This window comes from Ruegeria sp. 6PALISEP08 (genome assembly GCF_001238295.1).
GTDB lineage: Bacteria > Pseudomonadota > Alphaproteobacteria > Rhodobacterales > Rhodobacteraceae > Ruegeria.
Genome location: NZ_LGXZ01000009.1, coordinates 151,740 through 168,442 on the forward strand (window position 1 = coordinate 151,740; position 16,703 = coordinate 168,442).

15 protein-coding genes are annotated in these 16,703 nt (G+C 58.0%); 5 read left to right on the top strand and 10 right to left on the bottom strand.

Features of this window, described 5'->3' with window-relative positions; genetic code table 11:
* Positions 1-65: 65 nt before the first annotated feature.
* The 3 genes from ALB80_RS14710 to ALB80_RS14720 all read right to left on the bottom strand — a co-directional run bounded on the left by ALB80_RS14710 (position 66) and on the right by ALB80_RS14720 (position 3,590).
* On the bottom strand, positions 66-1,808 hold the full coding sequence (locus tag ALB80_RS14710; protein ID WP_050604836.1) for a peptidoglycan -binding protein: 1,743 nt from the start codon (positions 1,806-1,808) through the stop codon (positions 66-68).
* A gap of 3 nt (positions 1,809-1,811) precedes the next feature.
* Positions 1,812-2,990, bottom strand: coding sequence for a hypothetical protein (locus ALB80_RS14715; RefSeq protein ID WP_050604837.1), 1,179 nt, complete (start codon positions 2,988-2,990; stop codon positions 1,812-1,814).
* A 69-nt stretch (positions 2,991-3,059) separates the two neighbouring features.
* Entirely contained in the window at positions 3,060-3,590 is a 531-nt protein-coding gene (locus ALB80_RS14720; protein WP_050604838.1) for a gamma-glutamylcyclotransferase, read from the bottom strand.
* Between the two features lie 67 nt (positions 3,591-3,657).
* On the opposite strand from ALB80_RS14720, the gene ALB80_RS14725 reads away from it, so the two are divergent.
* Positions 3,658-4,659: a DUF2125 domain-containing protein gene (locus ALB80_RS14725; RefSeq protein ID WP_050604839.1), complete on the top strand. Its 1,002-nt coding sequence runs from the start codon at positions 3,658-3,660 to the stop codon at positions 4,657-4,659.
* Here ALB80_RS14725 and ALB80_RS14730 read toward each other — a convergent pair.
* The 4 genes from ALB80_RS14730 to ALB80_RS14745 all read right to left on the bottom strand — a co-directional run bounded on the left by ALB80_RS14730 (position 4,656) and on the right by ALB80_RS14745 (position 8,938).
* A complete protein-coding gene (locus ALB80_RS14730) occupies positions 4,656-5,459 on the bottom strand; it encodes an extensin family protein (RefSeq protein ID WP_050604840.1) in 804 nt (267 codons plus the stop codon). The two genes, ALB80_RS14725 and ALB80_RS14730, sit on opposite strands and share 4 nt — an antisense overlap.
* Positions 5,456-6,376, bottom strand: coding sequence for a prephenate/arogenate dehydrogenase family protein (locus tag ALB80_RS14735; RefSeq protein ID WP_050604841.1), 921 nt, complete (start codon positions 6,374-6,376; stop codon positions 5,456-5,458). The genes ALB80_RS14730 and ALB80_RS14735 overlap by 4 nt, the downstream gene beginning before the upstream one ends.
* The gene (gene hisC / locus ALB80_RS14740) at positions 6,373-7,458 is read right to left on the bottom strand and encodes a histidinol-phosphate transaminase (RefSeq protein WP_050604842.1); all 1,086 of its coding nucleotides are present in this window, start codon (positions 7,456-7,458) and stop codon (positions 6,373-6,375) included. Before hisC ends, ALB80_RS14735 begins: the two co-directional genes overlap by 4 nt.
* Before the next feature lie 64 nt (positions 7,459-7,522).
* Positions 7,523-8,938: an aminotransferase class V-fold PLP-dependent enzyme gene (locus ALB80_RS14745; protein WP_050604843.1), complete on the bottom strand. Its 1,416-nt coding sequence runs from the start codon at positions 8,936-8,938 to the stop codon at positions 7,523-7,525.
* 102 nt (positions 8,939-9,040) lie between these two features.
* Here ALB80_RS14745 and ALB80_RS14750 point away from each other — a divergent pair, with 102 nt between their 5' ends.
* Positions 9,041-9,502, top strand: a complete 462-nt coding sequence (locus ALB80_RS14750) for an Lrp/AsnC family transcriptional regulator (protein WP_050604844.1) — start codon at positions 9,041-9,043, stop codon at positions 9,500-9,502.
* A 3-nt stretch (positions 9,503-9,505) separates the two neighbouring features.
* Here ALB80_RS14750 and ALB80_RS14755 read toward each other — a convergent pair whose 3' ends face one another.
* Positions 9,506-10,330: an SDR family oxidoreductase gene (locus tag ALB80_RS14755; protein ID WP_050604845.1), complete on the bottom strand. Its 825-nt coding sequence runs from the start codon at positions 10,328-10,330 to the stop codon at positions 9,506-9,508.
* Positions 10,331-10,476: 146 nt separating this feature from the next.
* On the opposite strand from ALB80_RS14755, the gene ALB80_RS14760 reads away from it, so the two are divergent.
* The gene (locus ALB80_RS14760) at positions 10,477-11,379 is read left to right on the top strand and encodes an AraC family transcriptional regulator (RefSeq protein WP_050604846.1); all 903 of its coding nucleotides are present in this window, start codon (positions 10,477-10,479) and stop codon (positions 11,377-11,379) included.
* A gap of 55 nt (positions 11,380-11,434) precedes the next feature.
* On the opposite strand, the gene rpsD is transcribed toward ALB80_RS14760, so the two are convergent.
* Together rpsD and ALB80_RS14770 are read right to left on the bottom strand one after the other, a co-directional pair.
* Positions 11,435-12,055 carry a 30S ribosomal protein S4 gene (gene rpsD / locus ALB80_RS14765; protein ID WP_050604847.1) on the bottom strand — a complete coding sequence of 207 codons (621 nt, stop codon included), beginning with the start codon at positions 12,053-12,055 and terminating at the stop codon, positions 11,435-11,437.
* A gap of 212 nt (positions 12,056-12,267) precedes the next feature.
* On the bottom strand, positions 12,268-12,711 hold the full coding sequence (locus ALB80_RS14770) for a hypothetical protein (protein ID WP_157054218.1): 444 nt from the start codon (positions 12,709-12,711) through the stop codon (positions 12,268-12,270).
* A gap of 428 nt (positions 12,712-13,139) precedes the next feature.
* Here ALB80_RS14770 and xrtT point away from each other — a divergent pair, with 428 nt between their 5' ends.
* Positions 13,140-14,588 carry an exosortase T gene (gene xrtT, locus ALB80_RS14775; protein ID WP_050604849.1) on the top strand — a complete coding sequence of 483 codons (1,449 nt, stop codon included), beginning with the start codon at positions 13,140-13,142 and terminating at the stop codon, positions 14,586-14,588.
* A complete protein-coding gene (locus ALB80_RS14780; RefSeq protein WP_050604850.1) occupies positions 14,585-16,678 on the top strand; it encodes a VIT and VWA domain-containing protein in 2,094 nt (697 codons plus the stop codon). The genes xrtT and ALB80_RS14780 overlap by 4 nt, the downstream gene beginning before the upstream one ends.
* Positions 16,679-16,703: the final 25 nt, after the last annotated feature.

Genomic DNA, 16,703 nt, shown 5'->3' on the forward strand with positions numbered 1-16,703 from the left:
GCAATTCATCTGGCCCAAAATCAAAATCTGTTAAAATAAACAGTTTAGGTCACGGATCGGCGGGATCACCGTTCGGTCAGTTTCAACTCGATCCGTCGGTTTTGCGCACGGGCCTCCGGCGTGTCAGCCGGATTGACCGGCTGGAACTCACCAAACCCGTTGGCCGCCAGACGGTTGGGCGGGATATCCAGCGCATCAACCATATAGCGCACAACCGACAGCGCTCGGCCCTGGCTGAGTTCCCAGTTGTCGCGATACCGGCCATTTCCTGCCAGCGGAACGTTGTCGGTGTGACCGTCGACCCGGATCACCCAATTGAGGCCGGTCGGTATCTCAGCCGCAACGCTACGCAGGATGTTGGCAACCTTGGCAACTTCCTGGCGTCCTTCTGCAGATAACACCGCTGACCCCGTTGGGAACAGAACTTCGGACGAAAACACGAACCGGTCGCCTTCAATCCGCACACCTTCCTGATCGCCAAGAACATCCCGCAAACGACCAAAGAACTCCGAGCGATAACGTTGCAGGTCTTCCGCCTGCGCCGCCAGTTCCTCATTCTGACCGGCCAACTCTTCAGCCTCGGCCTCAAGGCGCAGACGTTCAGCTTCTTCCAGCAAGCGGCGCCTGCGCTCTTCAGATGCGGCACGGGCCAGCGCCGCGTTCAGATCCTGCCCCAATGTTTGGATCTGCACTTCGGCGACAGCGTTGCGTTCTTCAAAATCATCAAGCAATGCCTGCAACGACCCCAACTGCCCGCGCAGGGCGGCGATTTGTTGGTTCAACAAGGCCGCCTCACGCTGCGCCTCGGCCGAAATTTCTTTCTCATTCGACAGCGTCGACTCAGCCAGGGCCAGAAGGGCCTGGCGCTGATCAGCCAAAGTACGCTGTTCCGCAGCATCCGCCTGCGCTTGCGTCTGTGCCTGCAATGCGGCTTCTAGCTGAGCCCTCAATTCACCCGGATTCACGTCACCGAACCGGCGTTCCAGCTCGGCCTGCGCGGCTTGTGCGGCGGCCAGCAGGGTCAGCGTGTCTTCGGCCTCTTTGCGTTGCGCTTCTAATGCCAATGTCATGGCCGTCAGTTCAGCATCAGCATCTTGCAGACGGTCGCGCAATGCCTCGGCGGCGGCGGCTTCGGCCAATCGGGCGGCTTCCTCGCCGCTTAATTGCTGTTCAAGGGCCGTGATTTCCGCAGCCCGGTCCTCACCACTTTGCTCCAGATCTGCGACCAGTGCTTCCAGAGCTTCGCGGCGCGCGGCAGCCAGTCGGGCAGCTTCGGTCTGCGCATCGATTTCGTCACGACTTTGGGCCAGAGCGAGACTTAGCGCTTCTTGCTCGGTCAGCAGTTGTTCGCGCTGCGTCTCCAACGTCGCGATATCGCCCAGCGCCCGTTCCTGTTCGGCCAGCAAGGCGGCAACCTGCGCCTCGAAGTTTGTGATCTGCGTCTGCGCCTGATCCAGCGCGGCGGCCTGACGGTCGCGCTCGGTGGACAGCGAAGCGATCAACGATTGCGCCTGGGCCAGATCGTCTTCGGCCTGCGACAGGGTCGTGTTCAATGCCCCAAGGCGGGCCTGCAACCGGCTGTTTTCACGCTCTTCCAAACCCAACGCACCAGCAAGCGCCGCAACTTCGTCCGCCAATGTGGTCAGTTCGTCTTCCTGACCCGAAATGGTTTCACGAAGCACGAACTGGATCACCATGAAGATGGTCAGGACAAAGGTCAGCACCATCAAAAGCCCCGTCATCGCATCCACGAATCCGGGCCAGACCGAGCCCTGGAACCGTTGACCGGTGCGGCGGGACAGCGCCATGGGTTACTCTCCTTCCGGCGTGGTGCGCACTGCGCCGCGCGGTAGGGTCAGGGCCTTGACCAGCAGTTCGATATCCTTGCGGAATTCGTTCATGCTTTCTTGTCGACCCGCCGAAATCTCTTCGAGAATGCGCAGCAGTTGCACGTCCATAGAACGCAGGCGCATTCGGCTTTCGGCGTCGATACCCTCACCCGCGCCGTGTTCGCGCATGTGGTCCAACAGCGCGTCCTGCCCAAGGGCCACGCGTTCCAACGCCGAGGTGACACTTTCGGAATTGGCCTGGCGATTGTTCATCTCACCAATCACATCGACCAGTTGCCCAAGTTTGGCCGAAACGTCTGCCCGCTCGCTTTCCTGAGCCGAAAACAGATTCTGCAGGGCATCCATCTGTTCGGACATGGCGTCCAGAACAGGAGTAAGCACTGCGATTTCAGCGCCCCCCTCTTCGCCACCGGCAAATCCCACGCGCGTGATTGAGGACAGCCATTCTTCGAGCTCGCGATAGAAGCGGTTTTGCCCGTGACCCGCAAATACTTCGAGCAGACCAACAATAAGCGATCCGGCCAAACCCAGCAGAGATGATCCGAATGCAACGCCCATCCCCTGTAACTGCGCCTCAAGCCCGGTCATCAAGCGGTTGAAGACGGCCAGACCTTCTTCACCTTCCTGCGGGTTCAGACTACGGATAGTGTCGACAATTGCCGGAACGGTTGTCGCCAGACCGAAGAATGTACCCAAAAGACCCAGATAGATCAGCACATTGGTGATATAGCGGGTGATTTCCCGCTCTTCCTCGACCCGCTCGGCCACGGAATCCAGAATGGAACGGGTAGACGAGGAACTGATTTGCGACCGTGCGCCCCGTTCGCGCAACAGTGAAGCCAAAGGCGCCAACAGTTGAGGCGTGCGGGCATCTTCGCGAACAACGCCGCCGACAAAAGCTTCGATCCAGCGTACAGAACCGATCAGTTGCGTCACCTGATAGAAACAGGCCAAGACGCCGATCACGAACACCATCAGGATGAACCCGTTCAAGTACGGATTAGCGAAGAAAACTGGCATGACATATGGCAGCGCCAGAAACACCCCCAGCCCGGACAGGCCGATCGCCATCAACATCAACAATATCTGTCGAGTTGGATGCGAGAAATGGGGTCTCGCGCCCTGATGTGCCTGCGCCATGCGCGTGGTTCCCGGTATTTGCCTGCTCTGCGTCGAATCTAGCGAAATTCTGCTCGTGACGCCAAGAGTTTATGCGGTGATACTGCGGACCCGTTGCGCCAACCACTCAAGATCAGGGTCGCGCAGGCCGATCTCGGCCAGATGTTCGGCGGTGTTATAAAGGTATTCGTCATTCGGACCGCGCCCGCCGACCGCGAGGGCGATGATCTGGGCCTGGTCCTCCAACGGCATCCCACCGCAATACTGGACGTGGTCTGCATCGATCACATAAGTCACGGCATTTACGATGTCGCCGTTTTCCAGATGCACATCCAGCATCCGTTCGACATACGCCGAAGAAATCAACTCGCGTTCGCGCAGCTCGTGCAGGGTGCGGTCTTCATGACCCGTCTCGACCGCCAGGGCCAGACCGGTGCAATGCGCGTTCACCTGTTTATCCAGGGCCAGCACCAGGCCCGGTTTTTCCTCGGTTCCGCGGTGGTGGATCGAGCTCATGCAGAAGGATCGGGCAAACCCGTGCAACGTTGCGCGTTCGCTGCGCGCCACCGGAAAGCCCGGATTCCACAACAGCGATCCATATCCGAATACCCACATCGTCATTGCACTGGTCCTTGCCTGTTTCGGCCTATAAACATCAATTCCGAGGCAGGAAAAAGGGCCAAAGCTCATGCGCCGTCTATTACGAGTGTTCATCGTTATCACCGCTCTGTGGAGCGCCTATTGGTTCATTGCCGGATATGGACTGCGCAATGCCATCACCGGCTGGTTCGACCAGCAGCAAGACCTTGGCTGGCAAGCGGACTTCTCGGACGTTGCCACGGCAGGCTATCCGACCCACCACATGACGCGGTTGATCAATCCGGCCCTTGCAGACCCGGCAACCGGAACAGCCTGGAGCGCGGACTGGATCGAATTCGAAAGCCCCGCGATCTGGCCGGGGCGTCAGATCTTGCGCTTTGCCGATACACCGCAGCGCCTGTCTTATTTCGACCAGACTGCAACGATCGAGGCGGACGCATTGCAGGCGCACTTGCAATTGCGGCCGGGCGTGGCGCTGGTTCTGGAAAAAATGGCGCTGACCGCAGGCCCCTGGTCCATCACCGAGAACTCGCAGGCGCTGGCCGCAGGCGGAACGCTAGAGCTGTTGATGGAACAAACCGCCACGCCCGAAGCCTATAACATGGCTGTTCGTGTGGATGGTTTTACCCCCGGCGATGACCTGCGAAACCTGATGAAATCCGCCACCTCACTGCCGCAGGCGTTTGACACGCTGGAACTGGACATGGTCGCGACCTTCGATAAACCCTGGGACCGGTCCGCGCTGGAACAGGGTCGACCTCAGCCGGTCAGGATTGACCTTGCACTTGCCGAGGCCAAATGGGGAGAGCTCAGGTTATTCGCGACCGGCGGTTTGGATGTGGATGCGCAGGGTATTCCAACGGGTGAAATCGCGGTTAAAGCGGAAAACTGGCGGGACATGATCGCAATGGCTAATGCGGCAGGCGCCCTGCCGGATCAAGCTGTCGATCCGGTTACACGTGCTCTCAACTTCTTGGCCGGGCTGGGCGGAAACCCGAATGCGCTGGACTTGCAGTTGAACTTCCGCGACGGGTTTGTTGCGCTCGGGCCTTTGCCTTTAGGCCCTGCCCCGCGCTTGATCTTGCGCTAGCGGCAGTAAGTGCCGCTGCGATAGCGGGCCGTGTCCAGATGGAAATGATCCTTGTGATAGCGGTCTGAATTCGGCCCCAATACGGTGCCAAACGGGCCGCACGCCCCGCGCCATATCTTCTTGAGTTGCTTTTGCGAGGGGTTCTTACGCCAGCCTTTCAGTACCGTCACCACCTCACCATCGGCCATCTTGAAGCCCGAGATATCAATTGCCCGGCCCTTGCCGTGCTCGGATATCCGCGCGCCTTTGCGGTTGTTGCGGGTCCGACAGGCGTAATGGGCCGCCACGTTCAACTCAACCACGGGGCCGCGGCGTTTGAAGGTGGGTTTGACCGTCTTGTCGACCCAATTGTTCAACGCGATCGCCGTGCCGCAATCCATGGTCGACGGACGGCTGAGCGCTACACCCGAGACCGAGGTGACCTGCACCGCTTCCTTGACACCGCAGGCTGAATTCTTGCTGCCGACCCGGCCCACTGGTTTACCTTGAATGGCGATGTCACCGCAGACCGAGCTTTTGCGCAGCTTGCGTTTCTTGAACAGCACCTCTTGCTCCAGCCACTCAGGGCGCATCAAAGGTCTGAGCGGCACAGCAGACGGGCGCACCGCCGCGGCTGTGACCTGCGGCAAAACTGGGCGTGGTACGGGGCGCAACGGGAGTAGAGCAGCGGCAGGTTTGGTGGCCTGATCCAGCGCCGGGCGCGTCAGGGGCAGCAAGGACCGGTCCAGAGGCGCAGCTTGTGACGTCATGGCTCCAATGGCCAAAACCCCGATCAGAACATGCCCCCAGCGCAGCTTCATGAACCTGCCTTCCCGCGTCCGAAATCCGGAGCATCCGTATCCTGCCCCGCATCAATGATGCCGCGACGAATAGCACGGGTCCGGGTGAAGTAGTCAAACAAATGCTCTCCGTCGCCGGTTCGGATAGCCCGTTGCAAAGCGAACAGCTCTTCGGTGAAGCGGCCCAAAATTTCCAGCGTCGCGTCTTTGTTGGACAGGAACACATCACGCCACATGGTCGGGTCGGATGCTGCGATGCGGGTGAAATCCCGAAAACCGGCCGCCGAATATTTTATGACCTCACTGTCGGTTACGCGTCGCAGATCATCTGCCACGCCAACCATCGTGTAGGCAATCAGGTGCGGTGCATGAGAGGTCACCGCCAGCACCAGATCATGGTGATCTGCGTCCATCTCATCGACATTTGACCCCATGCCTTCCCACAAAGCGCGTAGGCGGGCAATCGCCTCTGGGTCCGAGTTCTCGACCGGGACCAGCAGGCACCAGCGGTTGTCGAACAGCTCGGCGAAACCCGATTCAGGGCCGGAATGCTCGGTCCCTGCCAGTGGGTGCGCGGGAATAAAGTGCACGCCGTCTGGGATATGCGGCTGAACCGCCTGAATGACATGACGTTTGACCGAGCCAACATCCGACACGGTCGCACCGGGTTTCAAAACGGGCGCAATGTCTTTTGCCACGGCACCCATGGCCCCGACGGGGACACAGAGGACAACCAGATCGGCCCCTTCAACGGCCTCTTGCGCGGTATCGCAAACGCGGTCGCACAGCCCAATCCTACGCGCGGTGTCCCGAGTGGCCTCGGACCGGGCATAGCCTGTCACTTCCCCGGCTAGACCTGCCCGTTTGATCGCCCAGAACATGGACGAAGCAATCAGGCCCAGCCCGATCAGCGCAACACGGTCGTAAATCTGGCTCATGCTGCGCCCTTCTTAAATGCAGTGATCGCCGCAACCACACGGTGGCAGGCTTCTTCGTCACCCACGGTGATCCGCAAGGCGTTGGGCAGGTTGTAGCCTGCAACCCGGCGTACAATCAAACCCTGTGATTTGAGGTAGTCATCGCAGGCTTCGGCCTCGGCCCTGTCTGCGAAACGTGCGAGGATGAAGTTGGTGCAGGACGGGTCCGAGGGCACACCGATCTTGGCCAATTCGTCCGACAGCCACACACGCAGCCGTGCGTTTTCAGATTGGCAAAAAGACAGAAACTCCACATCGTTCACCGCAGCCTCCGCCGCGGCCAGAGCGGTCAGTGACAGGTTGAAGGGTTGGCGCACCCGGTTCAGAACGTCAATGATCGGTTGATGCGCATAGCCCCAGCCAACCCGCATGCCGCCCAGCCCATACACTTTCGAGAAGGTGCGCGTCATGATTACATTCTCATGGGCGTCAACCAGCGATGCCCCACCATCGAACCCGTCAACAAATTCGGCATAAGCGCCATCCAGAACCATCAGGCAGGTTTCGGGCAGGCCCTGCGCCAGACGCTCCAGCTCATCATTCGAGATCATGGTCGAGGTCGGATTGCCGGGATTTGTGACAAACACGATCCGCGTCTGCCCCGTTACAGCGGCCAGAATGGCATCCACATCCACCTTGCGGTCACGCTCGGACACCATGACCGGCGTCGCGCCAGCCATGCGGGCAATGATCGGGTACATCGAAAACCCATGCTCGGTAAAGATCACCTCGTCCGCCGTCCCCGCATAGGCCTGCGCGATGAATTGCAGCACTTCATCACTGCCGACACCACAGATAATCCGCGCTGGGTCCAGCCCGTGACGTGCGCCGATGGCCACGCGCAGGCTTGCGTGATCCGTGCTGGGATAACGATGCAAAGTGGCCGCGCTGTTGCGCACCGCCTCAATTGCCTTGGGGCTTGGCCCGAACGGGTTTTCGTTCGAACTCAGCTTGATCACATGCTCCACACCGGCCACATGCGACTGCCCGCCCTGATAGAGCGCGATGTCCATAATACCTGGTTGTGGGGTGATCTTGGTCATGAGAGGCTCCGTTGAATGGGCCTCTCATACCTGTCTCAACGAGTTGAGAAAAGCAGCAATTCCATCATGCGGCTTTGAAGCGCGCAGTCGCCGGGTCGGCATAGTAATAGGGCACGAACTCTTCGGTTCTGCGGGACAAGTCATTGACGCTGTCGATGATGAACTGAACCGTTTCCTCGCTCATCAGATAGGAGAAGTTCAACCGCACCCAGCCGGGCTTTTTCATTTCTTCCCCGGTAGACAAGGCCGCGTGCAATTCTTCCGACGTCGCCCGATCAATGCCCAGCAAGCGATGCGCGTAGGGCCCCGCGCAGGCGCAACCACCCCGCGCCTGAATGCCGTAGATGTCGCTGAGCATCCGAGTGAACAGTTGCTGATGCACGGGTTGGCCGGAATTGTCGCGGACAAGGAAAGAGAAGATCGGCAATCGATGCGGGTTATCGACCCCAAGCAAGGTCAGGTTCGGGTTGTCCTTCCACCCCTCCAGAGCCATCTGATTGAATTGCGCCTCGCGCCGGGCAATTTCCTCCGTTCCGACGACATCCTTCACGATGAAAGCCAGCGCCGCGCGAATGTCTCCGATCACGTTGGGCGTTCCCGCCTCTTCCCGAGTTGATAGATCGGCGCTGTAGTCGTGGCGCCAGGGCGATACAAAACTGACGGTGCCGCCACCAGGCCAGCTGGGGCAGTCCCGCTGTACGGCAGACTGGTTCACGATCAAAACGCCCGACGCGCCCGGACCACCGGGAAATTTATGTGGGGAAACCACAATGGCATCCTTGCGCGCATCCGCAGTGCCCATATCCATCGGCAGGTACGGCCCACCCCCAGCATAATCCCAAACGGCCAGCGCACCATGCGCCTTGAGCATTCGTGTCACCGGATCAGGATCGGTGATAATGCCGGTCACGTTGGATGCCGCTGAAAAGGATCCGATCAGCAGATCAGCATCTGCATGCGTTTCCAACGCGCCTTTCAGCGCTTGCAGATCGACACCTCCACCCTCGGCTTCGGGGATTTCGATCACCTGCGCCTTGCTCTCGCGCCATGGCAGAATGTTTGAATGATGCTCGTACGGACCGATCAAAACAACCGGCTGGTCAGCCTCTGCCACCCCTAGCAGACTGACCAACCGGTTGAGCCCCGCCGTGGCACCAGACCCGGTGAAGATCACCGCGTCTTCTCCCCTCGCGCCAACAAGGCGGGTTATCTCTTCGCGCGCTTCACGGCGCAAACGTGTCATGTAAGATCCGCAATAGGAGGCCTCGGTGTGGCTGTTGGCGTAAAACGGCAACACCTGTTGCGCGACAAAGTCTTCGACCTGCCGCAGCGCACGGCCCGAGGCGACGTAATCCGCATAAACAAGCGGTACGTCCCCATGCAGACCCGGGATCAGAACATTCTCTCCGATCAGTCCATCGCGCAGATTTGAATTGAGAGTGGTGGAACGGAGTTCCGCACGAAATTTGGACAGGGTCATGTCATTGGCTCCTAACTGCCCTATCAATGTGATTTATTAGCCATGCGGAAACTTCCTCTATCTTTGCTTGGATTTCAAAATTTTTGTGTCATATGATCAGATATGACATCAAAATTAGATCAAATTGACACAAGCATTCTAAAAGAGCTTCAAAAGGATGCCACCTTGTCTCAGCGTGAATTGGCGGATCGTGTTGGCCTGTCACAAAATGCTTGCTGGCGGCGGTTGAAGGCCTTGAACGAAAATGGCGTCCTGATTGGATCCACTGCCCGCATTGCGCGTGAAAAACTGGGGTTGAGTCTTGTGGTCTTTGTCATGTTGCGCACGCGGCATCATTCGGCCGAATGGCTTCAGGCGTTCCGAAGCCATGTTCTGACAATCCCCGAAGTCGTGGATTTTCACCGGATCGGCGGTGATTACGATTATCAGTTGAAAGTCGTCACCGAGGACATGGCCTCCTATGACAAAGTCTACCAACGCCTGATCGAAAAGGTCGAACTGGACAGCGTGACCTCGTATTTCGCGATGGAAGCGATCGCCGAAGGGCGACCGCTGCCGATTTAGACCTTAGTCCAGCCCGAGCATCGATTTCATACCGCCGATAAAGGTGGCGTCGTCCAAGGCTTTGCGGTTGTCGAGATACTCAACCGCATCCGCGCCCGCACGATACCGCAATGTGTCGGTGCCATCCGTCACTGCCCCCCAGATCACCTCGGCTACAACGCTGGGCGGCGAAGCGCGCGACGCCATTTCTTCAGAGCCCCAGGCGCCGAACAGGGCCTGAACCACAGGCTGATATTCGGTCATGTTTTCGTCATTAACAAAATCGAACGAGCGGCCACCGAAGTCTGTGGCGATCATTCCAGGCTCGACAATCTTGACCTTGATGCCAGCCGCAGCGAGTTCGTAGTGCAGCGACTCTGACAGACCTTCGACCGCGAATTTCGTGCCGTGATACAGCGCCCCAAGCGGGAAGGTGATCTGCCCGCCGATGGATGAAATGTTGACTATGCAGCCCGAGCCATTGGCTCGCATATGTGGCAGAACAGCTTTAGTTACCGCCAGCAAGCCGACGACATTGGTATCGAATTGACGGCGAACGCGCTCCATAGGGAAGGCTTCCAAAGGTCCATAAGCCCCGTAGCCTGCATTGTTCAGCAGGACATCGATCTGGCCGAATCGCGCGATCCCTGCCGCTACGGCTGAGCCGATGGACTCTTCGTCGGTGACGTCCAGACGGGTCACCAGGACATTTTTTAACGGTGCAAGCTCTACTTCTTTCTCGGGGCTGCGCATGGTAGCAATGACATTCCAGCCCTGCTTCTGAAACAGCTGAGCCGTGACTTTTCCGATGCCGGACGACGCGCCGGTGATGAGGATGGTCTGTGCCATGGTCTTTCTCCGAAATGATTAGCCTGCCCGAGAGATAAGTTGTCCTCCTATTCCACGCCTGCCGATTTCTCCTCAAATCTTGCCTAATTCTCCGAACATCAGGGATTCCGCTATTCGCCAAGTATTCCGTTCAATATGCTAAACACATGAGAGAGACCAACCTGAACCAATCCGAGCTAATCACGGATATCTGCGGACTTGTGGAAGGAAAAGCGGAAGAAGCACCATTTTATCCGACTGCGCTCGAAGGTTTTGCGCTTCTGCATGATGTCAAAACCAAGTCCATAGAAGCACATGTTTACGAACCTATTGTCTGCCTGGTTCTACAAGGAAAGAAAGAAACACGTATCGGCAACCGGCTGGTCCATTTCGGGGCCGGAGACTCGCTGATCGTCAGCCATTCAGTCCCCGTTTTGGCAGCCGTCACCGAAGCGAGCCGTCGAAAACCCTATGTCGGTCTCGTCCTTTCACTCAATTTGCCCACGTTGCGCAGCCTTTACGATAAGGTTGAATCCGCCCCTGGCCCAATCGAAACGGCGCATAGCCTGGCCGCATCCCAAGCCTCACCCGATCTGATCGATGCTATGACCCGCCTGTTTCGCGTCTGCCAGAACCCGACCGACGCAAAGGTCTTGGCCCCGATGATCAGCCGCGAGATCCATTATAGATTGCTACAGGCCGATCACGGCGGGATGCTGCGGCAAATGTTATGGCGCGACAGTGCAGCCAGCCGGATCGCACGGGTCATTGACGTAATCCAGACGGGTTTTAGAACCTCGTTGCCCGTATCCGAGCTTGCGCAAACTGCGGGCATGAGCGTTTCCGCCTTTCACACGCATTTCAAAGAGGTGACCGCCAAGTCACCACTACAATATCAAAAAGAACTCAGATTGCTGGAGGCGCGCCGACTGCTGTCTCACGGCTCGCTCAGTGTGTCGCAAGCGGCCTTCGACGTGGGATATGAAAGCCCGACCCAGTTCAGCCGCGAGTATTCACGCAAATTTGGCGTATCTCCGCGACAGGATATCGGAACACAAAACGTAGCCTGAACAAGAAAAGGCCGCGCAAATTGCGCGGCCTCGTAAATCTGTATGTCGGCGAAGATTAGTTCTTCGCGTAGAATTCGACGACCAGGTTCGGTTCCATGACGACCGGGTAAGGCACATCGCTCAGGCCCGGGGCGCGAACGAAAGTCGCGGTCATTTTCGAGTGGTCGGCGTCGATGTAGTCAGGAACATCGCGCTCGGCCAATGCAGCGGCTTCCAGAACAACGGCCAGTTGCTTGGACTTGTCGCGTACTTCGATCACGTCGCCTTCTTTGACGCGGTAGCTGGGGATGTTAACCCGCTTGCCGTTCACTTTGACGTGGCCGTGGTTAACGAACTGACGCGCGGCAAATACGGTTGCAACAAACTTGGCGCGGTAAACAACAGCGTCCAGACGGCGCTCCAGCAGACCAACCAGGTTTTCACCAGTGTCACCAGAAACACGTTCGGCTTCGGAATAGATGCGGCGGAACTGCTTTTCGGTCAGGTCGCCATAGTAGCCTTTCAGCTTCTGCTTGGCGCGCAACTGGATACCGAAATCGGACAGTTTGCCCTTGCGGCGCTGGCCATGCTGGCCGGGGCCATATTCGCGGCGGTTGACAGGGGATTTCGGACGACCCCAGATGTTTTCGCCCATACGGCGGTCAATTTTGTGCTTGGCAGACGTGCGTTTGGTCACGGCTGATCTCCTTCGTTTAGGTCGAGGCCTAAAGGGCCACTATGAAGGGCGTTGTCCTCTTGAGGTTTCCCCCATGACAGGCATCCCCTTGCGAGGGCCACCAACACCAATGAAGCCGCGCTTATATCCGCAGAACTGGCAGAGTCAACACAGCATTCCACAGGGTTTTCAGTTTTGATTGGGAAATTGCCAGTTCGGGCAAAACGCCAGGCTCAAACCGGGAAAGAGATAACAGTAGCACTGTTTTCAACAACCGGATTAAGGGTAGAGACCAGATCGGTCACTTCGACGATCCAGAAATCTTCATCTCGCGGCGGGCATGTCGACTCGAACACAAGGGTGGGCGTTCTATCGTCCCCGTCGAGGATCAAACTGGCGGAAAACGTTTGCGCTCCGTTGGTCAGGGTCATAGCACCGGTCACAGGACCTGATATTTCACGCACCACCGGGAAATGACTATCGACCCGGCTAACGACATTGCGACCGCCGCCCATCTGCCCAACACTTTGTTCGACTGCTGCATTCAGGACAATAGCCTGACCGCGCCATGACCATGCGGCCCCAACAGCCAAACAGGCCAAAGGTGCATCCTCAAGCCCGTCAATCTCCGTTTGACACCATGTAATGGCTATATGACCGTTTGCTCCGGCTCTCATCTGCCCACTCGCACTATTTACCACCCCAACACTTTATCCCACGCTTATCAGCACAAATTTCGACGGAAAAGAGACGGAAATGAAGCATTCACGAGAATGTTGCACATCTGAATCACAAACCCGTGAGTGAATCCTGAAGTTTCCCGGAAACACCAGAGACTTCGGTCCAATCGCGTCCTTTGCTTTTGGAACTCAAAAATCCATCAAAAATACAATTGGCACTCATTAGCACCGCGGTCAGTGCAGACTGCCCTCATACGAGTCATCACAATTTTCCAAGTGATCTACGCTTGGGTTGCCCCTCGCGGCACCAGCCTGATTCAGACCGGCCTTCCCGGTGAGATGACTTTACGCGCTGTTCAGGTGTCTCATCAAATTCTGCACATATGCGACAGGTGAACTGCGCATAGGCGCGTCAGTCTGGCGGCATGAACAAGATTTCATCCATCCCACTATCGTGGCTCGCACTGGCTGGGTCCTCGGTCATTCTTGCCGCGCATCCAGTGATGTGGCTGGTTCAAAGCTGGATCAGCCCGGCCTATGGGTCGTATGGTTATCTCTATGTCCTGTTGATCATGGGTCTTGCCTGGGTCAGCTTGCGCAGTGGTAGACCGACGGTGGGGACTGGCAGAACCCCGGTTCTAGCCTTGTTGTTTCTTGCGGCATTGATCCGACTTCTGGGTCAGATGATGGCCGTCAATATTCTCAGCGCCCTTGCTCTGACCGTTGACGTGTTTGCCCTGACTTTATTGTTGCGACTGAACCTCAGACCTTTTGCCCTGTCGCCGGTCTGGATGGCCGCGCTGTTTCTATTTGCCCTGCCCACTGAGGTGGTTTTGCAACGCACTTTGGGATTTCCACTGCAGATGATCTCGGCGAGCCTGTCTTGCATGATGCTGAAGGGTGTGTTCCCGGACGTGCTGTGCGAAGGCGTTCGCATCACTCTGGATCAACGAGACATTCTGGTGGATTTGCCCTGCTCTGGTGCGTCAGGGTTGTTGCTGGCACTGGCCTTTGTGGTGACGCAGAACGCGATCATGCGCCCGCGATGGCAGACAGCCTGTTTGGCCCTGCTGGCCGTGGCCGGATTTGCAGCGCTGGGAAACAGCCTGCGCATCTCATTGCTGGCTATAGGTCTGGTCAATGATCTGAATGTGATGGCCGAGCCCCTGCATTCGCTGATCGGCCTGACGACCCTGTGCCTCACGATCCTGCCCTTTGCCCTTTTCTACCGCCCCCGCAGCCGGAATGTGCAAAGGGCGCCAATCAATAGTGGCATAGTGCCCAAATATGCCAGTTGGCCGGTCGGCTTCGCCTGCCTGGGTGCGAGTCTTGCCATTGTTTCGCTCAGCCCTGATCCCGTTGATGTGTCAGGAACGGTCGAAAGCCCGGCTCTGCCTTCTCAGATTCACGGGTTTCTTGCCCGCGAAGTACCGTTGGAACCGCTGGAGGTCGCCTATTTCGAAACCTATGGCGGCGCAGCAAAAAAAGCCCGGTTCGGTCCACTGGGGGTCAACGTGGTCAGCACACGGGCACCACTGCGCCACCTTCACGCGCCTGAAATCTGCCTGCGGGGGCTGGGATACAAAGTGCGATTTCTGGGCACCCGGCATGAGGGCACGCCCAGCGCTTATTACCAAGCGATCGGGCCGGACGGGGACATATGGCGAGTGGCTGTCAGCTATGTTTCGCAATCCGGGCAAGTCACGCCCAGCGTTGGCGAGGCCATCTGGCTCTGGCTGATCGGAACAGGCGGCACCTGGAGCAGCGTGCAACGCATTACCCCCTGGACGCTGGATCCCGGCCTTACCGCCGAACTGAACGCAGCGGCGCTGGTCGCCATGGACATTCAAAAAAATGAGGGAACAGACATATGAATCGACTGACATTCTGTACGGTACTATTGATCCTGCCCGGCCTTTGGGGAACCGCACTTTGTGCACAGACGCCTGAGGACTTCGCAGGACGCGTTATCGGTGCAACCGAGTCCGGTGAGGTTGATCTGCCGTTGCTGAAATCGGACATGGATGTCGACATTCAGGGCGACATGGCAACGGTTCATGTCCGGCAGGTCTTTGCCAACCCTACGGATTTGCCCATGTCGGCTGAATACCTGTTTCCTCTCAACCAGAACGCCGCTGTTTACGGCATGCAGATGCAAGTGGGTGAGGAAGTGGTCGAGGCGCAGATCAAACAGAAAGACGATGCCGAGGCTACCTTCGAAGCAGCCAAGCAGGAAGGCAAGGCCACAGCCCTGCTGACCCAGCATCGCCCAAACATGTTCACACAGAACATCGCCAATCTGATGCCTGGCCAGCCCATCACGGTGACGCTGAGCTATGTACAACCTGTGCCCAAGATCGACGGAGCGTATGAACTGGTGCTGCCTCTGATTGTCGGCCCCCGCTATCTAGGAGTGCCTCAAGGGGATGAGGTTATGCTGAATGCCGCCATGGCAGACGCGGAGGCTGAGGTGCCCAGCACCCGGACCACCACACAGGTTGATGGTTGGACCGTCGCAGAGTTGCCCGATTATCCGCCGGTGTTTGGCCTGACAATCCCGGACACCATCGACCCGGCGCGCGTCTCGCTGGATCTGATGTTGAAGGCCGCTGTGCCTGTCTCGGACCTGCAAAGCGCAACACATGATCTGACTATCGCGCAGAATGGCGCAACTTGGACGGCACGGTTTGCCAAAGGGCGTGGGATCGACAATCGCGATGTGGTTCTGCGCTATGTTCTGGGCGGCGCGGACACGACCGCCGGTGTGCTGTCGCATCACGATGCAAGGGGCGGGTTTGTCTCGCTGCTGATCGAACCCCCGTCTATGCCCGAACCGGACCAGATTGCAGCCCGCGAGTTGATCTTTGTGCTCGACACGTCGGGGTCGATGAGTGGTGAACCGCTGAACGCGAGCAAACGGTTCATGAAGGCCGCGCTAAACGGTTTGCGCCCGCAGGACTATTTCAGGGTCATTCGGTTTGCCTCGGCCCCGTCTGACTTCGCTGGGGATGCCGTGCCCGCAACGCAGCGCAATATTGCGGCTGGGCAGCGCTATGTTCGCAATCTGAAGGCAGGGGGCGGCACCGAAATCGACAACGCTATACGTCACGCCTTCGCCGCGAGCCAACCGAACAATACCCTGCGCATCGTGGTATTTCTGAGCGATGGCTACATCGGCAATGAAGCACGCGTGCTGCATAGGATTCGCAGCCAGATCGGAGAAGCGCGCATTTATGCCTTTGGAGTCGGCACCGCGGTGAACCGTTATCTGCTGGATGCCATGGCCGAGGAAGGGCGCGGCTATGCGCGCTATGTTGATCCGACCGAAGAAGCATCAGATGTCGCAGAGACACTGGCGCGGAAACTGAAATCTCCGGTGCTGACCGATATTTCGGTCGATTGGGGTGATCTGGAAGTTTCGGATGTTGTGCCTCAGCGCATTCCCGACCTGTTTGACGGTGGTTCGGTTCGGGTGATGGCGCGGTATACCGGCGGCGGGCCTGCGGAAGTCTTGGTTGACGGGCGGGTACAGGGGCGCAAAGCCAGTATGCCATTGGCTGTTACGCTGCCGAGTGAAAACGACACAACGGGCAACGACAGCGCTGCAATTCCGCTGACCTGGGCCCGCACCAAAATTGCCGATCTGGACAGAGCGATGGCCGTACAGGACGGAGATTCAACAGACATGGAAGAGCGGATCACGGATCTGGGCCTGAGGTTCAGCCTGCAAACCCGGTACACTTCGTTTGTGGCCGTCTCAAAGGTCATTGTAAATGATAGCGGGATGCAGGCCAGGCCGACCTCTGTTGCCCTGCCGCAGGTGGCGGGTGTAACCGCGCACGCTCATCCGCAAACAAGCTTCAGCGGATCTTCAACCCCAGAACCGCAAACCCTGTTCGGAATGCTGATCCTGCTGGCTCTGGGCGTGCTGCGCCTGTCGCGCAGTCGGAGGGTGTCGGTTTGAGCGCTCTACCCTATAAGCTGAGGAC

Excerpts from the sequence above, each read along its gene's own strand:
- ALB80_RS14710 (WP_050604836.1), bottom strand. The coding sequence starts at position 1,808 with ATGGCGCTGTCCCGCCGCACCGGTCAACGGTTCCAGGGCTCGGTCTGG.
- ALB80_RS14715 (WP_050604837.1), bottom strand. The coding sequence starts at position 2,990 with ATGGCGCAGGCACATCAGGGCGCGAGACCCCATTTCTCGCATCCAACT.
- ALB80_RS14720 (WP_050604838.1), bottom strand. The coding sequence starts at position 3,590 with ATGACGATGTGGGTATTCGGATATGGATCGCTGTTGTGGAATCCGGGC.
- ALB80_RS14725 (WP_050604839.1), top strand. The coding sequence starts at position 3,658 with ATGCGCCGTCTATTACGAGTGTTCATCGTTATCACCGCTCTGTGGAGC.
- ALB80_RS14730 (WP_050604840.1), bottom strand. The coding sequence starts at position 5,459 with ATGAAGCTGCGCTGGGGGCATGTTCTGATCGGGGTTTTGGCCATTGGA.
- ALB80_RS14735 (WP_050604841.1), bottom strand. The coding sequence starts at position 6,376 with ATGAGCCAGATTTACGACCGTGTTGCGCTGATCGGGCTGGGCCTGATT.
- hisC (WP_050604842.1), bottom strand. The coding sequence starts at position 7,458 with ATGACCAAGATCACCCCACAACCAGGTATTATGGACATCGCGCTCTAT.
- ALB80_RS14745 (WP_050604843.1), bottom strand. The coding sequence starts at position 8,938 with ATGACCCTGTCCAAATTTCGTGCGGAACTCCGTTCCACCACTCTCAAT.
- ALB80_RS14750 (WP_050604844.1), top strand. The coding sequence starts at position 9,041 with ATGACATCAAAATTAGATCAAATTGACACAAGCATTCTAAAAGAGCTT.
- ALB80_RS14755 (WP_050604845.1), bottom strand. The coding sequence starts at position 10,330 with ATGGCACAGACCATCCTCATCACCGGCGCGTCGTCCGGCATCGGAAAA.
- ALB80_RS14760 (WP_050604846.1), top strand. The coding sequence starts at position 10,477 with ATGAGAGAGACCAACCTGAACCAATCCGAGCTAATCACGGATATCTGC.
- ALB80_RS14770 (WP_157054218.1), bottom strand. The coding sequence starts at position 12,711 with ATGAGAGCCGGAGCAAACGGTCATATAGCCATTACATGGTGTCAAACG.
- xrtT (WP_050604849.1), top strand. The coding sequence starts at position 13,140 with ATGAACAAGATTTCATCCATCCCACTATCGTGGCTCGCACTGGCTGGG.
- ALB80_RS14780 (WP_050604850.1), top strand. The coding sequence starts at position 14,585 with ATGAATCGACTGACATTCTGTACGGTACTATTGATCCTGCCCGGCCTT.